This window comes from Enhydrobacter sp. (assembly GCA_025808875.1).
Classification (GTDB): Bacteria; Pseudomonadota; Alphaproteobacteria; order Reyranellales; family Reyranellaceae; genus Reyranella.
Map to the genome: position 1 here is coordinate 4,215,411 of CP075528.1, position 15,506 is coordinate 4,230,916.

13 protein-coding genes are annotated in these 15,506 nt (G+C 66.9%); 6 read left to right on the plus strand and 7 right to left on the minus strand.

Annotated features, from left to right (window positions below; all coding sequences use genetic code 11):
* The first annotated feature begins 7 nt into the window (after window positions 1-7).
* Window positions 8-2,140: a HAMP domain-containing protein gene (locus KIT25_20910; protein UYN94465.1), complete on the plus strand. Its 2,133-nt coding sequence runs from the start codon at window positions 8-10 to the stop codon at window positions 2,138-2,140.
* Window positions 2,141-2,161: 21 nt separating this feature from the next.
* Here the strand turns inward: KIT25_20910 and KIT25_20915 are convergent, their stop codons facing one another.
* Window positions 2,162-3,391: a Zn-dependent hydrolase gene (locus tag KIT25_20915; GenBank protein ID UYN94466.1), complete on the minus strand. Its 1,230-nt coding sequence runs from the start codon at window positions 3,389-3,391 to the stop codon at window positions 2,162-2,164.
* Window positions 3,392-3,487: 96 nt separating this feature from the next.
* On the opposite strand from KIT25_20915, the gene KIT25_20920 reads away from it, so the two are divergent.
* Genes KIT25_20920 through KIT25_20930 form a run of 3 tightly spaced genes read left to right on the plus strand, consistent with a single transcriptional unit; the run spans window position 3,488 to window position 7,352 of the window.
* Window positions 3,488-5,611 carry a thioredoxin family protein gene (locus tag KIT25_20920; protein UYN94467.1) on the plus strand — a complete coding sequence of 708 codons (2,124 nt, stop codon included), beginning with the start codon at window positions 3,488-3,490 and terminating at the stop codon, window positions 5,609-5,611.
* A 9-nt stretch (window positions 5,612-5,620) separates the two neighbouring features.
* On the plus strand, window positions 5,621-6,256 hold the full coding sequence (locus KIT25_20925; GenBank protein UYN94468.1) for a thioredoxin family protein: 636 nt from the start codon (window positions 5,621-5,623) through the stop codon (window positions 6,254-6,256).
* A 16-nt stretch (window positions 6,257-6,272) separates the two neighbouring features.
* Window positions 6,273-7,352: a DUF3500 domain-containing protein gene (locus tag KIT25_20930; GenBank protein UYN94469.1), complete on the plus strand. Its 1,080-nt coding sequence runs from the start codon at window positions 6,273-6,275 to the stop codon at window positions 7,350-7,352.
* Between the two features lie 7 nt (window positions 7,353-7,359).
* Here the strand turns inward: KIT25_20930 and KIT25_20935 are convergent, their stop codons facing one another.
* The 5 genes from KIT25_20935 to KIT25_20955 all read right to left on the minus strand — a co-directional run bounded on the left by KIT25_20935 (window position 7,360) and on the right by KIT25_20955 (window position 12,399).
* A complete protein-coding gene (locus KIT25_20935) occupies window positions 7,360-8,451 on the minus strand; it encodes a sn-glycerol-3-phosphate import ATP-binding protein UgpC (protein ID UYN94470.1) in 1,092 nt (363 codons plus the stop codon).
* 3 nt (window positions 8,452-8,454) lie between these two features.
* On the minus strand, window positions 8,455-9,306 hold the full coding sequence (ugpE, locus tag KIT25_20940; GenBank protein ID UYN94471.1) for a sn-glycerol-3-phosphate ABC transporter permease UgpE: 852 nt from the start codon (window positions 9,304-9,306) through the stop codon (window positions 8,455-8,457).
* Window positions 9,306-10,187: a sn-glycerol-3-phosphate ABC transporter permease UgpA gene (gene ugpA / locus KIT25_20945; protein ID UYN94472.1), complete on the minus strand. Its 882-nt coding sequence runs from the start codon at window positions 10,185-10,187 to the stop codon at window positions 9,306-9,308. The genes ugpE and ugpA overlap by 1 nt, the downstream gene beginning before the upstream one ends.
* Before the next feature lie 82 nt (window positions 10,188-10,269).
* Window positions 10,270-11,586: a sn-glycerol-3-phosphate ABC transporter substrate-binding protein UgpB gene (gene ugpB / locus KIT25_20950; protein ID UYN94473.1), complete on the minus strand. Its 1,317-nt coding sequence runs from the start codon at window positions 11,584-11,586 to the stop codon at window positions 10,270-10,272.
* Window positions 11,587-11,706: 120 nt separating this feature from the next.
* Window positions 11,707-12,399 carry a glycerophosphoryl diester phosphodiesterase gene (locus tag KIT25_20955; protein ID UYN94474.1) on the minus strand — a complete coding sequence of 231 codons (693 nt, stop codon included), beginning with the start codon at window positions 12,397-12,399 and terminating at the stop codon, window positions 11,707-11,709.
* A gap of 40 nt (window positions 12,400-12,439) precedes the next feature.
* Here KIT25_20955 and KIT25_20960 point away from each other — a divergent pair, with 40 nt between their 5' ends.
* Entirely contained in the window at window positions 12,440-13,216 is a 777-nt protein-coding gene (locus tag KIT25_20960; GenBank protein ID UYN94475.1) for an SDR family oxidoreductase, read from the plus strand.
* Window positions 13,217-14,635 (plus strand): sodium:proton antiporter, encoded by a 1,419-nt coding sequence (locus tag KIT25_20965; GenBank protein ID UYN94476.1) that lies wholly within the window; start codon window positions 13,217-13,219, stop codon window positions 14,633-14,635.
* A gap of 12 nt (window positions 14,636-14,647) precedes the next feature.
* On the opposite strand, the gene KIT25_20970 is transcribed toward KIT25_20965, so the two are convergent.
* Window positions 14,648-15,487: a universal stress protein gene (locus KIT25_20970; GenBank protein ID UYN94477.1), complete on the minus strand. Its 840-nt coding sequence runs from the start codon at window positions 15,485-15,487 to the stop codon at window positions 14,648-14,650.
* Window positions 15,488-15,506: the final 19 nt, after the last annotated feature.

Here is a 15,506-nt window from a genome sequence, read left to right on the forward strand (position 1 = left end):
GGCCTCGATGGCCGCCACCGCACCGACAGACCCGGTCCCCTCTTCTCGATGGGGCCTGGGGACGAAGCTCTTCGCGATTCTGGCGCTATTGGGCACGGTCGCCGTCGCCGTCACCGCGATCCTGAGCTACACGAGCTCGCGTGCCGCGCTGGAAGATGCCATCTTCAGGCAGCTGACCTCGGCTCGCCATACCAAGGCCCGCCAGGTCGAAGCTTACTTCCGCACCGTGCGCAACGAGCTTCGCCTGCTCGCCAGCACCCGGATGGTAGTCGATGCCGCCAAGGGCTTTCGGACGGCCTTCGAGGAACTCGAGCATAAGGGTGTGAACGACGACCTGCGCGAGAAGGTCGAGCAGTGGTACGCCGCGCACTATCTGCCGGACGTGAGCCGTCTGACGGGAACGGCGGCGGTGGCGGCGGACTACCTGCCCGATGGGCCGGCCGCGATCTATCTGCAGTACCATTACATCGTCGCCAACCCCAATCCGCCGGCGCGGCGCGACCTGCTCGACGATGCCGGCGACGGCAGCGCCTACAGCGCCCTCCACGCCGTCTTCCACCCGCTGTTGCGCAGCGCCGCGACGACCGTCGGCTTCTTCGATTTCATGCTCGTCGATGCACACAGCGGACGAAACACCTATGGCATGACCAAGGAGCCGGACTTCGCGACGTCACTGCGCACCGGCCCCTATCGACAATCGCACTTCGCGGCAGCCGCGGCGCAGTGCTCGGCCCAGGCCGATCCCTCGGCGAGCTGCCTGGAGGACTTCTCCCCCTATCTTCCCGCCGACGGCGAACCGTCGGCATTCATGGCGGCACCCGTGATCGACCAAGGGAAAGTGATCGCCGTTCTGGTCGCCCAGCTGTCGATCACCGAGATCGACCGCGTGGTCACCGGCGATCGCCGCTGGCAGCACGACGGCTTCGGCGCGACCGGCGAGACCTATCTGGTCGGTCCCGATTCGCGCGTTCGGTCAGGCGAGCGGCTGTTCTACGAGAACCGCGACTCCTACTTCGCCGAGCTGCGGGAGACCGGCCATCCGCCGGAGGAAATCGAGGCGATTCGCCGCCACGGATCGCCCGTCCTGGTGCGCCGCATCGACACGCAGGCCACCCGAGCGGCGCTGGCCGGCATCGAAGGAACCGGAGAAGTGATCGGGCCGCGCGGCGAGCTCACGCTCGCCTCCTGGGGGCCGCTGGCCATCCCGGGGGTCAAATGGGCGCTGGTAGCGGAGATCGACGCGTCCGAGGCATTTGCTCCGGTCTATCGGCTCGAACGCACGCTCGCGGTCATCGGCGGCATCGTCCTGCTGATGGTGATCGGTGTCGGTGCCTGGCTTTCGCGCCACCTGCTCGGCCCACTGCGCGACCTGACGTCGGGCGTGCGGCGCTTCGCGGGCGGAGATCGGGCGGCGCACGTGCGGGTGCGCACACAGGACGAGGTTGGCCAACTCTGCGTCGCCTTCAACGGCATGATCGACGACATCAATGCCAAGGACGCCGTGATCGAGGCCAAGAGCCGCCAGGTCGAAGACCTGCTGTTGAACGTGCTGCCGGCTCCCATCGCCAACCGGCTGCGCGAGGGCGAGCAGAGCATCGCGGACGGCTTTGCAGACGTGAGTGTGCTGTTCGCCGACATCGTCGGCTTCACCCAACTTTCCTCCGAGATGCCGCCGCAGAACGTCGTGGCCCTGCTCAATGGGCTGTTCACGCGGTTCGACCAGGCGGCGCACGAACTCGGCATCGAGAAAATCAAGACTGTGGGCGATGCCTACATGGCCGTCTGCGGCCTGCCGGATCCGGTTCCCGACCATGCCGTGCGCGTCCTGCGAATGGCGATTCGCATGGTCCATATCGCGCGCGAGCACGCCCTCGAGAACAAGGTCGACATGAAGTTGCGCGTCGGCATCAACAGCGGGCCGGTGGTCGCCGGCGTCATCGGCAAGAGCAAGTACATCTACGACCTGTGGGGCGACACCGTGAACCTGGCGAGCCGCATGGAATCGGGAGGTGTACCCGGCGCCATCCAGGTCACCCGCTCGGTCTACGAGCAGCTCAAGGACCAGTTCGCCTTCGAGGCGCGTGGTCCGGTCGAGGTCAAGGGCAAGGGCAGCGTCGAGGCTTGGTTGTTGCGCCTGTAGAGGTCGGGCGATGTCGGACCGTCACGCGCCGTCGGCCAGTTCGATCAGCAAGTTCAGCAACACCTGAGCGCCCGCCGCCAGATCGGCAGGCGCGGTGTGCTCCTTCACGTTGTGGCTCAGTCCCGCCACGGATGGCACGAAGATCATCGCCGTCGGGCAGAGACGCTGCATCATCTGGGCGTCGTGGCCGGCGCCCGACGGCATGCGGCGCGTGCTGAGTCCGAGGGCGCGGGCATGATGCTCGACGCGATCGACGAGGCCGCCGTCGAAGATCACCGGCTCGAAGCGCGCCAGCACCCTGCTTTCGACCTCGACGCGTTCGGCCGCCGCGACCTCGGCCACATGCGTGGCGACATGCGCCTCGGCTTGTCGAAGCTTCTGCTCGTCGGTGTTGCGCAGATCGACAGCGAAGACGGCGCTGTTCGGCACGACGTTGATCAGGTTGGGCCTGAGCGACAGCGCACCCACCGTCGCGACCTGGTTGCCGCCCATCTCCCAGGCGAGCTTCCGCGCGAACAGGTTGACCGACGCGGCAAGGTAGCCCGCATCGCGACGCAACCGCATGGGCGTGGTGCCAGCATGGTTGGAGACGCCGGTCACCGCGTACTCGGTCCACGAGATGCCCTGCACGCTTTCGACCACGCCGATCCGCACCTTTTCCTCGTCGAGGATCGGGCCCTGCTCGATATGCAGCTCGACGAAGGCGTGCGGCCTGAGCGCGCCGGGTGTCGCCGAGCCGAGATAGCCGATGCGCCGCAGTTCGTCGCCGACCGGGATGCCGTCCTTGTCGATCGCGGCATAGGCCTCGTCGAGCCCGAGGCCGCCGGCATAGACCAGGCTGCCCATCATGTCGGGCTGGAAGCGCGCGCCTTCTTCGTTGGTGAAGAACGCGACGGCGATCGGCCGGCGCGTGACGACGCCGGCCTCGTTGAGGGCGCGCACGACCTCGAGGCCGGCGAGTACGCCGTAGTTGCCGTCGTAGCGGCCGCCGGTGCGGACCGTGTCGATGTGACTGCCGGTCATCACGGGCGCCAGCTTCTCGCGGCCGGCGCGCAGGCCGATCACGTTGCCGATGGCGTCGATCTGGACGGCCAGACCGAGTTCCTTCATCCAGCCGACGACGAGGTCGCGCCCGGCCTTGTCCTCGTCGCTGAGCGCCAGCCGCGCGCAGCCGCTGCCCTCGATGGCGCCGACCCGCGCGAGCTCGTCGAGCGTGGCAAAAAGATGGCGGTCGGACAGACGTGGCGGCATCGAATTCCCCAATCGCACCGGGTGTTTAGACTATCACGGCGCGTTGATCCGGATTGCCTTGCCAGACGCCGGCCGGAAGGTCACTTACTAGGCCTCATGCTGCGTCTGCTCACCCTCCTGTCCGCCCTGGTGCTAGGCGGTCCGGTCCTCGCGCAGTCCGTGGTGACGACGGACAATGTCCGCGCCGAGCTGGTCTCGGAGACGGCGACCGTCAAGCCCGGCGAGCCGTTCTGGGTGGGCCTGCGGCAGACCCTCCGCCCGAAATGGCACACCTATTGGAAGAATGCCGGCGATTCGGGCCTGCCGACCGAGATCCGCTGGACGCTGCCGGCGGGCGTCACGGCCGATCCGATCGTCTGGCCCGCGCCCGAGGTGATCGATGTCGGCGGCATCATCAATTACGGCTACCACGGCGACATCCTGTTGCTGGTGCGCCTCACGCCGCCGGCCGATCTGGCGACGCCGTCGCTGAAGCTCGTCGCCGAGGCCGAATGGTTGGTCTGTGAGGATGTGTGCATTCCCGAGCAGGGCACGTTCGCGCTCGACCTGCCGGTCGCCGGCACGGCGATTCCAGCCGATGCGCCGACGCGTGCCTTGTTTGACGCGGCGCGCCGCAACGTGCCGACCGAGAGCCCGTGGCCGGCGCGCTTCGGCCTCGCCAAGTCGGGCGACGCGACGCTCATCGTCGAGGCCAAAGGCCTGAAGCCCGAGACGATTCGCGGCGTCTATTTCTTCCCGGCCGAATGGGGCGCGGTTGCTCACATGGCGCGACAGAACGCGCGCATCGACGGCGACGGCATCCATATCCCGTTGCGCAAGGGCGAGGGCAAGGCGGGCACGCCGCACGCGCTCGCCGGCACCCTGGTGCTGACCGAGAAGACGGCCGACGGCGAGCATCGCCAGGCGTTCGACCTGCAGGCGCGCTTCGATCCCTCCTTCGTGCCGGCCGCGTTGCCTGCGGCCGCGCCGTCGCTGTCGCTGCTCGAAGCGCTGGCCTTCGCGCTGCTGGGCGGGCTGATCCTGAACCTGATGCCCTGCGTCTTCCCGGTGCTGGCGATGAAGGCGGCCTCCTTCGCCAAGCTCGCCGGACGCAAGCGCGCCGAGTTGACGCGCGACGGCGTTGCCTACACGGCCGGCGTGCTGGTCGCCTTCGGTGCCATGGCCGCTGTGGTGCTGGCGGTGCGGGCGAGCCTGGGCGACGTCAGCTGGGGCTTCCAGTTCCAGTCGCCGATCTTCTCGCTGCTGATCGCCTATCTCTTCTTCGCGGTCGGCCTCAACCTGTCGGGCGTCTTCGAGGTGCGTGGCGCCTTCGCCGGCGTCGGCCACGGGTTGGCGTCGCGCGGCGGCACCACGGGCGCGTTCTTCACCGGCGTGCTGGCGGTCGTGGTGGCGACACCCTGCACCGTGCCCTTCATGGCGGCTGCCGTCGGTTTCGCGCTCAGCCAGCCCGCGCCCCAGACCGTGGCGGTGATGATGGCGATGGGGCTCGGCCTCGCCCTGCCCTATCTCGCCCTGACGCTCACGCCTGCCCTGCATCGCCTGATGCCCCGGCCCGGTCCGTGGATGGACCGGCTGCGCCAGTTCCTGGCCTTTCCGATGTACGCCTCAGCGGTGTGGATGATCTGGGTCCTGACCCAGCAGACCGGCGCCGACGGCGTGCTCTACGCGCTGGGCGGCATGGTGCTGATCGCCTTCGCCGCCTGGCTGCTGCGCCTCGATGGGGCGGCGACGGTCGGCAGCTGGCTGCGCCGCGGTGTGGCCGCTTCCGCCGTGCTTCTGGCGTTCGCGGCGGTGCTCAAGGTCGACGACGGCCCGGCGACCGCGGCCTCCTCGTCGGGCGGCGCGGCCTCGTCCATGACATTCGACGGCTGGGAGCGCTATTCGCGCGCCCGTCTCGACGCGGCGCTGACCGCGCGCCAGTCGGTGTTCATCGACTTCACCGCGGCCTGGTGCATCACCTGCCTGGTGAACGAGCGCGTGGCGCTCGAGACGGCGGGCGCGCGCCGGGCCTTCGAGCAGACCGGCACGGTCAAGCTCAAGGGCGACTGGACCAACCGCGATCCCGAGATCACCGCTATGCTCAAGGAACACGGCCGCGCCGGCGTGCCGCTCTATCTCTACTGGTCGGCCGGCGCCGACCGGCCGACAATCCTGCCGCAGGTCCTGACCGAGGCGATCGTCGTTTCCACCCTGACTGCCAAGCAATCCGCATCACGTTAGGAGGCACGTATGTCGAAGTTCGTCATGCCGCGTCGTCTCGTTCTCGCCGGCTCGGCAGCGCTCGCGCTGGCGCCGGCCACCGCCTTCGCCGCTGCCGATCTCGGCCAACCGGCGCCGCTCTTCACCGCCACCGACAGCAACGGCAAGACCTGGTCGCTCGCCGACCTGCGCGGAAAGGTCGTGGTGCTGGAGACGACAAATCACGACTGCCCCTACGTGCGCAAGCACTACGTCTCCAACAACATGCAGAACCAGCAGCGCGAGGCTGCCGCCCGGGGCGTGGTGTGGTTGACCGTCGCCTCCTCGGCGCCGGGCGAGCAGGGCCATGTCGATGCCGCGCAAGCCAACGCGCTCACCAGGGACCGCAATGCCGCGCCGGCTGCGGTCCTGCTCGATCCGCAAAGCAGGATCGCGCGCGCCTACGACGCCACGGTGACGCCGCACATGTACATCATCGATGCGCAGGGTCGGCTGGTCTACAAGGGCGGCATCGATTCGATCCGGTCGAGCAACCCGTCCGACATTCCCAAGGCGACGCAGTACGTGCGCGTGGCACTCGAGGAAGTGTTGGCCGGCAAGCCGGTGAGCGAAGCGTCGACGCGGGCCTATGGCTGCAGCCTGAAGTACGGCAAGAACGCGGCCTGACGGGCGGGCGGGCGCCGTGCCGCACGACGGTTGGCATCCGCACGGCCCCGATCGGGGGCACGATCATGGTGTCGAGCCGCACCGGCCGCGGCGACGGCTGGTGCTGGCGGCGGCCGCCTTCCTGCCGTTCGGCGCCGTCGGTGCGCTGGCGCAGGACGCCGGCCGGCGCATCGCCGAGGCCGCCAACGGCTTTCTCGCCGCCCTCGACGAAAGCCAGCGCCGCCGAGCCCTGATCGCCTTCGACTCCGCCAACCGCCTGGACTGGCACTACGTGCCGCGCAGCCGCCAGGGCCTGCCGCTCGGCGCCATGCGCCCGGCGCAGCAACAGGCGGCGCGCGCGTTGTTTGCCAGCACGCTCAACGACCGTGGCCTGCGCATGATCGACGACGTGCGCGTTCTCGAGAGCATCCTGCGTGAGCAGCAGGGCAGCTGGCGCGATCCCGACCGATACTACGTGACGATCTTCGGCCTTCCCGGGCGCTTCCCCTGGGGGTGGCGCGTCGAGGGCCATCACCTCTCGATCAACGTCACCCTGCCGGCGCCCGGACACGTCGCGGCGACCCCGTTCTTCGTCGGCGCCAATCCGGCCACCGTGCGCGGCGGTCCCCATCGCGGAATGCGGGCGCTGGGCGACGCCGAGGATCTGGCGCGCCAGCTGATGGCCGGCCTGCCCGAGGAAGCGCGGCGCGGCGCCATCATCGCCGATCGCTCGTTCGGCGAGATCGTGGCCAGCCCGCAGCGCGAGCGCGACCTCGGCCGGCCGCGCGGGCTCGAAGTCGGCGCGATGGACGGCGTCAGCCGCAACCTGGTCGATGCCCTGCTCGACCGCTTCCTCGGTGCGCTGGCACCCGACCTCGCCGCTGCACAGAAGAGACGCGTCCTGGAGCAGGAGTTCGCCCGCTTCCGCTTCGCCTGGGCGGGCTCGCTGTCGCCCGGCGAGGCGCACTACTTCCGCGTCCACGGGCCGGCAACGCTGATCGAGCACGACAACACGCAGAACGGCACCAATCACATCCACTCGATCTGGCGCGATCTCGCGGCCGACTTCGGCAACGACGTGCTGGCCGACCACTATCGTCGTCAGCCGCATCGTTGAGGCGCAATCAGGCTTCGGCGATGCGCTTGCCGGTCTGGGAATCGAAGAGATGCAGATGAGCCGCATCCGCCTCGAAGCGTCGGCGTTCGCCCGGCCGGGCGAGGACGTGGCCGGGTTGACGCACCGTCACCAGTTCGCGTGCCTCGCCGAAACGGCCGTGCAGCAGCGTGTCGGCGCCGAGCGGCTCGGCCAGCTCGATCTCGAACTCGAGCGGTCCGTCCGCGGCCGGGCGCAGGTGCTCGGGCCGCATGCCGACGGCGACGGACGTTCCCGGCTGGGCCGAGGTGGGTTGGGCGATCGGCAACACGACTTGCGCGGCGGCCGCACCCGCCAGCTCGACGCCCGTCCGGCCGCCGGCGACGCGGCCGGCGAGGAAGTTCATCGACGGCGAGCCGATGAAGCCCGCGACGAAGACAGACGCCGGCCGCTCGTAGACGTCCATCGGCGTGCCGATCTGGTCGGCGATGCCGGCGTTCATCACGATCAGCCGATCGGCGAGCGTCATGGCCTCGACCTGGTCGTGGGTGACGTAGATCGAGGTGACGGCGAGCTCGCGCTGCAGGCGCTTGATCTCGAGCCGCATCTGCACGCGCAGCTTGGCGTCGAGATTGGAGAGCGGCTCGTCGAACAGGAATACGGCGGGTTCGCGTACGATGGCGCGCCCCATGGCGACGCGCTGACGCTGGCCGCCCGAAAGCTGGCGCGGCGTGCGCTGCAGCAGCGCCCCGAGCTCGAGCGTCTTGGCCGCCTTCTGCACGCGCCGCTCGATTTCGGCCTTGGGCATGCCTCGAATCTTCAGGCCGTAGGCCATGTTCTGGTAGACGCTCATGTGCGGATAGAGCGCGTAGTTCTGGAACACCATGGCGATGTCGCGGTCCTTGGGCTCGAGCTGGTTGACCACGCGCTCGCCGATGGCGATCTCGCCGCCTGTGATCTTCTCCAGTCCAGCCACCATGCGAAGCAAAGTCGACTTGCCGCAACCTGAGGGGCCGACGATGACGATCAACTCGCCGTCCTCGATCTCCATGTCGATGCCGTGGATCACCTCGACCTTGTTGTCGTAGGTCTTCCTGACGCCGCGCAGGTGGACTTGCGCCATCGGCTACTTCTCCGTTTCGACGAGACCGCGCACGAACTGGCGCTGCATGAAGACGACGATCAGGACTGGGGGCAGCATGGCGAGCATCGCCATGGCCATCAGCAGGTTCCAGCTCGGCACTGAGTCCACGACATTGGCCTGGCGCGAGACCGCCATGACCGTGGTGTAGAAGCTCTCCTTGGTGGTGATCAGCAGCGGCCAGAGATACTGGTTCCAGCCATAGATGAACTGGATGACGAACAACGCGGCGATCGTGGTGCGGCTCATCGGCAGCAGGATGTCCCAGAAGAAGCGCATCGGCGAGGCACCGTCCACGCGGGCAGCCTCGGTGAGCTCGTCGGGCACGCTCATGAAGAACTGGCGGAACAGGAAGGTGGCAGTCGCCGAGGCGATCAGCGGGACGATGAGGCCGGAGTACGAGTTCAGCATGTCGAGGCTGGCCACGACGCCGTAAGTCGGCACGATGCGCACCTCGACCGGCAGCATCAGGGTGATGAAGATCGCCCAGAAGAACCACATGCGGAAGGGGAAGCGGAAGTAGACGATGGCGAAGGCGGAAATGATCGAGATGGCGATCTTGCCGATGGCGACGCCCAGCGCCATGATCAGGCTGTTGGTCAGCATCAGCCAGACCGGCGCACCGCCGAAGCCGCGGCCGAACCCCTCGAACAGTACGCGCGAGTAGTTGTCGACCAGGTGCGTGCCGGGCAGCAGTGGCACCGGCGCGCGCAGCATGGTCTGCTGGTCGTGCGTCGAGGCGACGAAGGTCATCCACACCGGGAAGGCGATGACGAGCACGCCGATGAAAACGACGAGGTGGCTGAGCGCCGTGAGATAGGGACGATTCTCGACCATCAGTAGTGCACCCGACGTTCGATGAAGCGGAACTGCACGACGGTCAGCAGAATGACGATCGCCATAAGGATCACCGACTGCGCCGACGAGCCGCCGAGGTCCTGACCGCGGAAGCCGTCGTTGTAGACCTTGAACACCAGGATCTCCGTCGCCTTGGCGGGGCCACCTTTGGTCAGCGAATCGACGACGCCGAAGGTGCCGAAGAAGGCGTAGATGATGTTGACCACCAGCAGGAAGAAGCCGGTCGGCGAGAGCAGTGGGAAGATCACGTCCCAGAAACGCCGGCCCGGACCGGCGCCGTCGATCGCCGCCGCCTCGATCAGGGACTTGGGGATCGACTGCAGGCCGGCCAGGAAGAACAGGAAATTGTAGCTGAGCTGGTTCCACACCGAAGCGATGACGACCAGGAGGAGCGCCTGGTTGCCGTCGATGACGTAGTTGAACTCTATGCCTACCCCCTTGAGCAGCCAGGCGACGATGCCGATGGATGGGTTGAAGAGGAAGCCGAACAGCACACCGGCGACTGCGGGCGCCACGGCGTAGGGCCAGATCAGGAACGTCTTGTAGCCGGTGGCGCCGCGGATGACGCGATCGGCCATCACCGCCAGCAGCAACGACAGCGACAGACCGATCACCGTCACCAGGATGCTGAACACCAAGGTGACGCGAGCCGATGCGTAGTAATCCCGGTCGTTGAAGAGATGAATGAAGTTGTCGAGGAAGACGAACTTGGTGTTGCCGCCGAACGCGTCCTCCAGCAGCACCGACTGGTACATCGCCTGGCCCGACGGCCAGAAGAAGAACACCAGCGTGATCGCCATCTGCGGCGCCACCAGAAGGTAGGGCAGCCACCGCTCGTTGAAGGTGACGCGCTTTTCCATTTCCCCGCTATCGCTCCGCCCCGCCCACAGGGCCTCCACTGGGCCTCCCCCGCCGCGTGGCGGGGGAGGTCGTGCAGGCTTGTTACTTGTTGGCGGCCTCGAAGCGACGGAGCTGCTCGTTGCCCGCCTTGACCGCGTCGTCGAGCGCGGCCTTGGCGTCCTTCTTGCCCGACCACACTGCCTCGAGCTCGCCGTCGACGATGTCGCGGATCTGGACGAAATTGCCGATGCGCAGACCCTTGGAGTTGTCGGTCGGCGGGTTGAGCGTGAGCTGCTTGACGGCGATGTCGCGGCCTGGATTGGTCTTGTAGAAGCCGGCCTTCTCGGTGATCTCGGCGGCGGCCAGGGTGACAGGCACGTAGCCCGTCTGCTGGTGCCACTTGGCCTGCACCGGCCCGCTCGACAGGAAGGTCATGAACTTGGCGACCCCCTTGTACTCCTCCTTGGGCTTGCCCTGCAGCACCCACAGGGTGGCGCCGCCGATGATCGAATTCTGCGGCTTGGCGATCACGTCGGGGTAGTAGGGCATCATGGCGATGCCGACCTTGTCCTTGCCGAGCGCCCGCTCGATCGCGGCGGCCGAGGCCGAGGAGGCGATGTGGAAGACGCAGTCGCCGGCGTTGAACAGCGCCGTCGAGCGGCCCTCGCGGCCGCCGTAGACGAAGGTTTTGTCCTTGCTCCAGTCGGCCAGCGTCTGGATGTGCTTGACGCGGGCGGCGTCGTTGAACTTGAGCTCGATGTCGATGCCGCCGAAGCCGTTCTGCTTGGTGGCGAACGGCAGGTTGTGATAGGCGCCGAAATTCTCGATCATCGTCCAGGTCTGCCACTGCGGCGTGAACCCGCACTTGGCGCCGGCCGCGACCGCCTTCTTGGCCATTTCGCCCAGCTCCGGCCAGGTGGTCGGCGGCTTCTCCGGATCGAGCCCGGCCTTCTGCATCAACTCCTTGTTGCGGTAGAGCACGGGGGTCGACGAGTTGAACGGCATGGAGAGCAGCTTGCCGTCGGTGGTGGAGTAGTAGCCGGTGACCGGACCGATGAAGCCCTTGGGATCGAACGGCTCGCCGGCGTCGGCCATGAGCTGGTAGATCGGATAGACCGCACCCTTTGCCGCCATCATGTTGGCGGTGCCGACCTCGAACACCTGCACGATGTGCGGGTTCTGCTTGGCGCGGAAGGCGGCGATCGCGGCAGTCAGGGTCTCGGTGTAGGAGCCCTTGTAGATCGCATTGACCTTGTAGGCGGTCTGCGAATTGTTGAACTCCTCGGCCAGCGCTTTGACCGTCTCCCCGAGGTTGCCACCCATGGCGTGCCACCACTGGATCTCGGTCTGCGCATGGGCGCCGGGCGCGCCGGCGAGGATCGCCGCTGCAGCGACGGACGACAGAAGAATGCGTGACATCTAGACCTCCCGTTTGGACCTCGCGATGTATCCGCGGGTGCTGAGACTGCGATGTGAGTGTTTTATTACAGTCTCGTTACAGTCCAGCAAGACTATCCCCCGCTGGCAACCCCAATTATCTCAGGCAAGCGCCGACAGGATGATGTCGGGGGCGTCGGTAATGACGCAATCGGCCCCCATCTCGACCAGCAGTCGCGCGTGGCGGGCGTCGTTGATCGTGTAGACGGAGAGCGCATAGCCGGCCCGCCGCACCTCTGTCGCCCGGGCGATGCTCAAGCGCAGCCCATTGGTGTTGACACCCGCGGCGCCCACGGCCCTGGCGCGGTTGAGCCAGTCGTCGCCCAACTCGTTGATCAGGATGGCGCGATCGAACTCGGGCGCCGCCGCCTGGGCAGCAGCCAACGACACGTCCTTGAAACTCGACAACAGGGGCGGCGGCAAGGACGAAGGCCAGCAACGACGCAGGGTCGCCACGGTGACCTCTGCCGTCTCGACCTCACGGCCATCGCAAGGCTTGATCTCGACATTGCATCCCAGGCCTTGCTCGGTCAGGCAGGCGATGGCCGCCTCGAAGGTAGGCACCGACGCCGGCAACTCGGCTCGTGTCGTCTGGGCGACCAGGCGATCGACCCCTGTGGTCCGCTCGAGCGACGGATCGTGCATCAGGATCGGCACGCCGTCCGACGTCAGCTTGACATCGATCTCGACCCAAGGCGCGCCCCGCCGTTTGGCTTCACGCAGGGAGTCCAGCGTGTTCTCGGGGGCATAGGCCGCCGCGCCGCGATGGCCGATGACTTTGGGCAGTTGCAGCATTCACCAATACAACGCTAATTCGGGTCGCTGAGATAGACGAATGCCCCACCCCCTGTCGACCCTGCCCGCCAAGTTCCGCCTCGACGGCCGTACCGCCCTGATCACCGGATCCGCGCGCGGTCTCGGTTGGGAGATAGCGCGGGGTCTCGCCGAAGCCGGCGCGCGTGTGCTGCTCCACGGCCGCACGCCGGAGCGCATCGACGCGCGGCTCGCCGAGTTGCGCGGCATGGGACACGCCGCCGACGGCGTCGCTTTCGAGATGGCCGATCGTGCCGCCATGCGGCAAGCCCTATCGGCGACCGGACCGATCGACGTGTTGATCCACAATGTCGGAGAACGTGACCGCAGACCCTTCGCCGAAATCGAAGCGGCCGACTTCTCCCGCCTGATAGACGTCGACCTCGTCGCGGCCCATGCGCTGGTGAAGCTCGTGGTTCCCGGCATGGTCGAGCGCGGATGGGGGCGGCTGATACTGGTGACGTCGATCGTCGGCGAACTCGCCGTGCCCAACGCTTCATCCTATATCGCCGCCAAAGGCGGCCTCGCCGCGCTGACGCGCGCCCTTGCCGCGGAGTTCGGATCCAAGGGCGTCACATCGAATGCATTGTCGCCGGGTTTCTTCGCCACGGAAACCAACGCGCAGCTCATGGCTTCGCCCGCCGGCGAGGTGCTGCGCCTGCGTTGTCCGGCCAAGCGATGGGCGGCGCCCTCGGAGATCGCGGGCGCCGCGCTCTTCCTCGCGTCGGAAGCGTCGTCCTTCGTCAACGGTCACACACTGACTGTCGACGGCGGCGTTTCGGCAACGTACCTTGCCTGAATGAAACGCTCCTGGCTGTGCGCGGTTATTGTCGTCGCCCTCTTCGCCGCGATGCCCGCCCTGGGGGCGGATACGAATGCTCCCGCGCTCGACGGTCGCAAGGTCAGCCTGCTCTGGGGCGTTCCCTTTGTCGGAATCCTGCTGTCCATCGCCATCCTGCCGCTCGTCGCGGCTCATTTCTGGCACCATCACTTCGGCAAGGTTTCCGCCGCCTGGGCCATCCTCCTGCTGGTGCCGCTCGCGCTGGTGTTCGGTCCAGCGGTGACTCTCTACGAAGTCGTGCATCTCATGCTGCTCGACTACATCCCGTTCATCATCCTGCTGCTTGCCCTCTTCACGGTCACCGGCGGCATCCACATCCGCGGCAACCTGCATGGCTCGCCCTCGATGAACACGGCCTTGCTGGCGATAGGCACGGTGCTCGCCGGCTGGATGGGCACGACCGGTGCCTCGATGCTCTTGATCCGGCCGGTGATCCGCGCCAACGACGACCGGCGCCACAAGGTGCATGTCTTCGTCTTCTTCATCTTCCTGGTGTCCAACATCGGCGGCGCCCTGACGCCGCTCGGCGATCCCCCGCTGTTCCTGGGCTTCCTCAAGGGCGTGGATTTCTTCTGGACCACCACCAATCTGTTCTTCGAGATGCTGGTCTGCGCGATCGTGCTGCTGGCGCTGTTCTACGCCCTGGACGTCTACTGGTATCGCAAGGAAGGCCACTTGAAGGTCGATCCGACGCCGGACCAACCGATCCGTGTCGAGGGCGGCATCAACATCATCCTGCTGATGGCCGTGGTCGCCGCCGTTCTGATGAGCGGCACCTGGAAGCCAGGGGTGCAGTTCACGATCTTTCACGTGACGGTCGAGTTACAGAACGTCACGCGCGACCTCGCGCTGCTCGCCATCTGCGGATTGTCCCTGAAGCTGACGCGCAAGCAGATCCGCCAGGACAATGCTTTCGGCTGGGGCCCCATGGCCGAGGTCGCCAAGCTCTTCGCCGGCATCTTCATCACCATCGCGCCGGTGATCGCCATCCTGCGCGCCGGCCCGGAGGGCGACATGGCACCGCTGGTCTCGATGGTCAGCGCCGCCGACGGCCGTCCCAACGACGTCTGGTATTTCTGGTTGACCGGCATCCTGTCGAGTTTCCTCGACAACGCGCCGACCTACCTCGTGTTCTTCAACCTGGCCGGCGGCGACGCCCAGGTTCTGATGGGGGCGCTCGCCTCGACGCTGGTGGCGATCTCCTGCGGCGCGGTGTTCATGGGCGCCAACACCTACATTGGCAACGCGCCCAACTTCATGGTGAAGGCGGTCGTGGAGGACGCCGGTATCCGCATGCCGTCCTTCTTCGGCTACATGGCGTGGTCGTGCGTCATCCTCCTACCCCTGTTCGTCCTGATCACTTTCCTGTTCTTCTAGGCCGTGCAGGCGTCACCGGCTGATGAAGAGCGGCGTCGAACATGCATCGTACATTCGCCGGGTGCACGACCCGAAGAGCATCTCGCGAAGGCCGCGATTGCCGAAAGCACCCATGATCAGAAGGCTCGCCCGTACCTTGTCGGCGTGTTTCATCAGCAGCTCTGCGGGTTCCGCTGACAATTCGCGAGGTTCGATGGCGGCCCCAATGCCGTGTGACTCCAGAAAAGCCGCTGCTCGCATCGCAGTCTTCCGCGCCGACGCAGCATGCCTTCGGATGCTGACGACCTGCACGGCCCTGCCGGCGAACATGCCCAACAGGACGGCGAGCTGGAGCGATCTTGCCGCCGAAGCACTCCCGTCATAGGCGACCAGCACTGGCCCCCCATCGATGCTGCCTTCCCCTGTCACCAGTACAGGACGCGCTCCTCGCGCGATGATGACGTCCAGGAGGGGCGCGGCGCCGTCGGAGGCTTCGAAGTGGAACTGGGCGTCGCGGCCCGTCACCACCAGATCGACTGTCTCGATCAACCGCAACAGGCCGACTTCCACTGCGCTCCCGAGCCTGGTGACGCTGCAGTTCTGGCCCTCGGCCGCGCATGCGTTCTCGAACGCGTCTGGAAGCTGCGCCGCCATCTGCCGGCGTTCGTCGGCTCGTCGCCGGCGAAGCACCATACGTTCGTAGGCCCGCTCCATCCCGCCGATCGGTGCCGGTTCCATCGCCTCGAGGTCGCTGATATCCGTCGCAATCACGCCCTTCAGCATGGCGCCGTTCCTGCGCGCCAGGCCAATCGCCAACGCCTGGGCCGTTGCACAGGACGGAGTCTTGTCGAGTGTGATCAGAATCGAGCGCACGCCTGCCTCCCGTGAAGTC

Excerpts from the sequence above, each read along its gene's own strand:
- KIT25_20955 (UYN94474.1), bottom strand. The coding sequence starts at position 12,399 with ATGCTGCAACTGCCCAAAGTCATCGGCCATCGCGGCGCGGCGGCCTAT.
- KIT25_20915 (UYN94466.1), bottom strand. The coding sequence starts at position 3,391 with ATGCCGCCACGTCTGTCCGACCGCCATCTTTTTGCCACGCTCGACGAG.
- KIT25_20965 (UYN94476.1), top strand. The coding sequence starts at position 13,217 with ATGAAACGCTCCTGGCTGTGCGCGGTTATTGTCGTCGCCCTCTTCGCC.
- KIT25_20925 (UYN94468.1), top strand. The coding sequence starts at position 5,621 with ATGTCGAAGTTCGTCATGCCGCGTCGTCTCGTTCTCGCCGGCTCGGCA.
- ugpE (UYN94471.1), bottom strand. The coding sequence starts at position 9,306 with ATGGTCGAGAATCGTCCCTATCTCACGGCGCTCAGCCACCTCGTCGTT.
- ugpA (UYN94472.1), bottom strand. The coding sequence starts at position 10,187 with ATGGAAAAGCGCGTCACCTTCAACGAGCGGTGGCTGCCCTACCTTCTG.
- KIT25_20960 (UYN94475.1), top strand. The coding sequence starts at position 12,440 with ATGCCCCACCCCCTGTCGACCCTGCCCGCCAAGTTCCGCCTCGACGGC.
- KIT25_20935 (UYN94470.1), bottom strand. The coding sequence starts at position 8,451 with ATGGCGCAAGTCCACCTGCGCGGCGTCAGGAAGACCTACGACAACAAG.
- ugpB (UYN94473.1), bottom strand. The coding sequence starts at position 11,586 with ATGTCACGCATTCTTCTGTCGTCCGTCGCTGCAGCGGCGATCCTCGCC.
- KIT25_20920 (UYN94467.1), top strand. The coding sequence starts at position 3,488 with ATGCTGCGTCTGCTCACCCTCCTGTCCGCCCTGGTGCTAGGCGGTCCG.
- KIT25_20910 (UYN94465.1), top strand. The coding sequence starts at position 8 with ATGGCCGCCACCGCACCGACAGACCCGGTCCCCTCTTCTCGATGGGGC.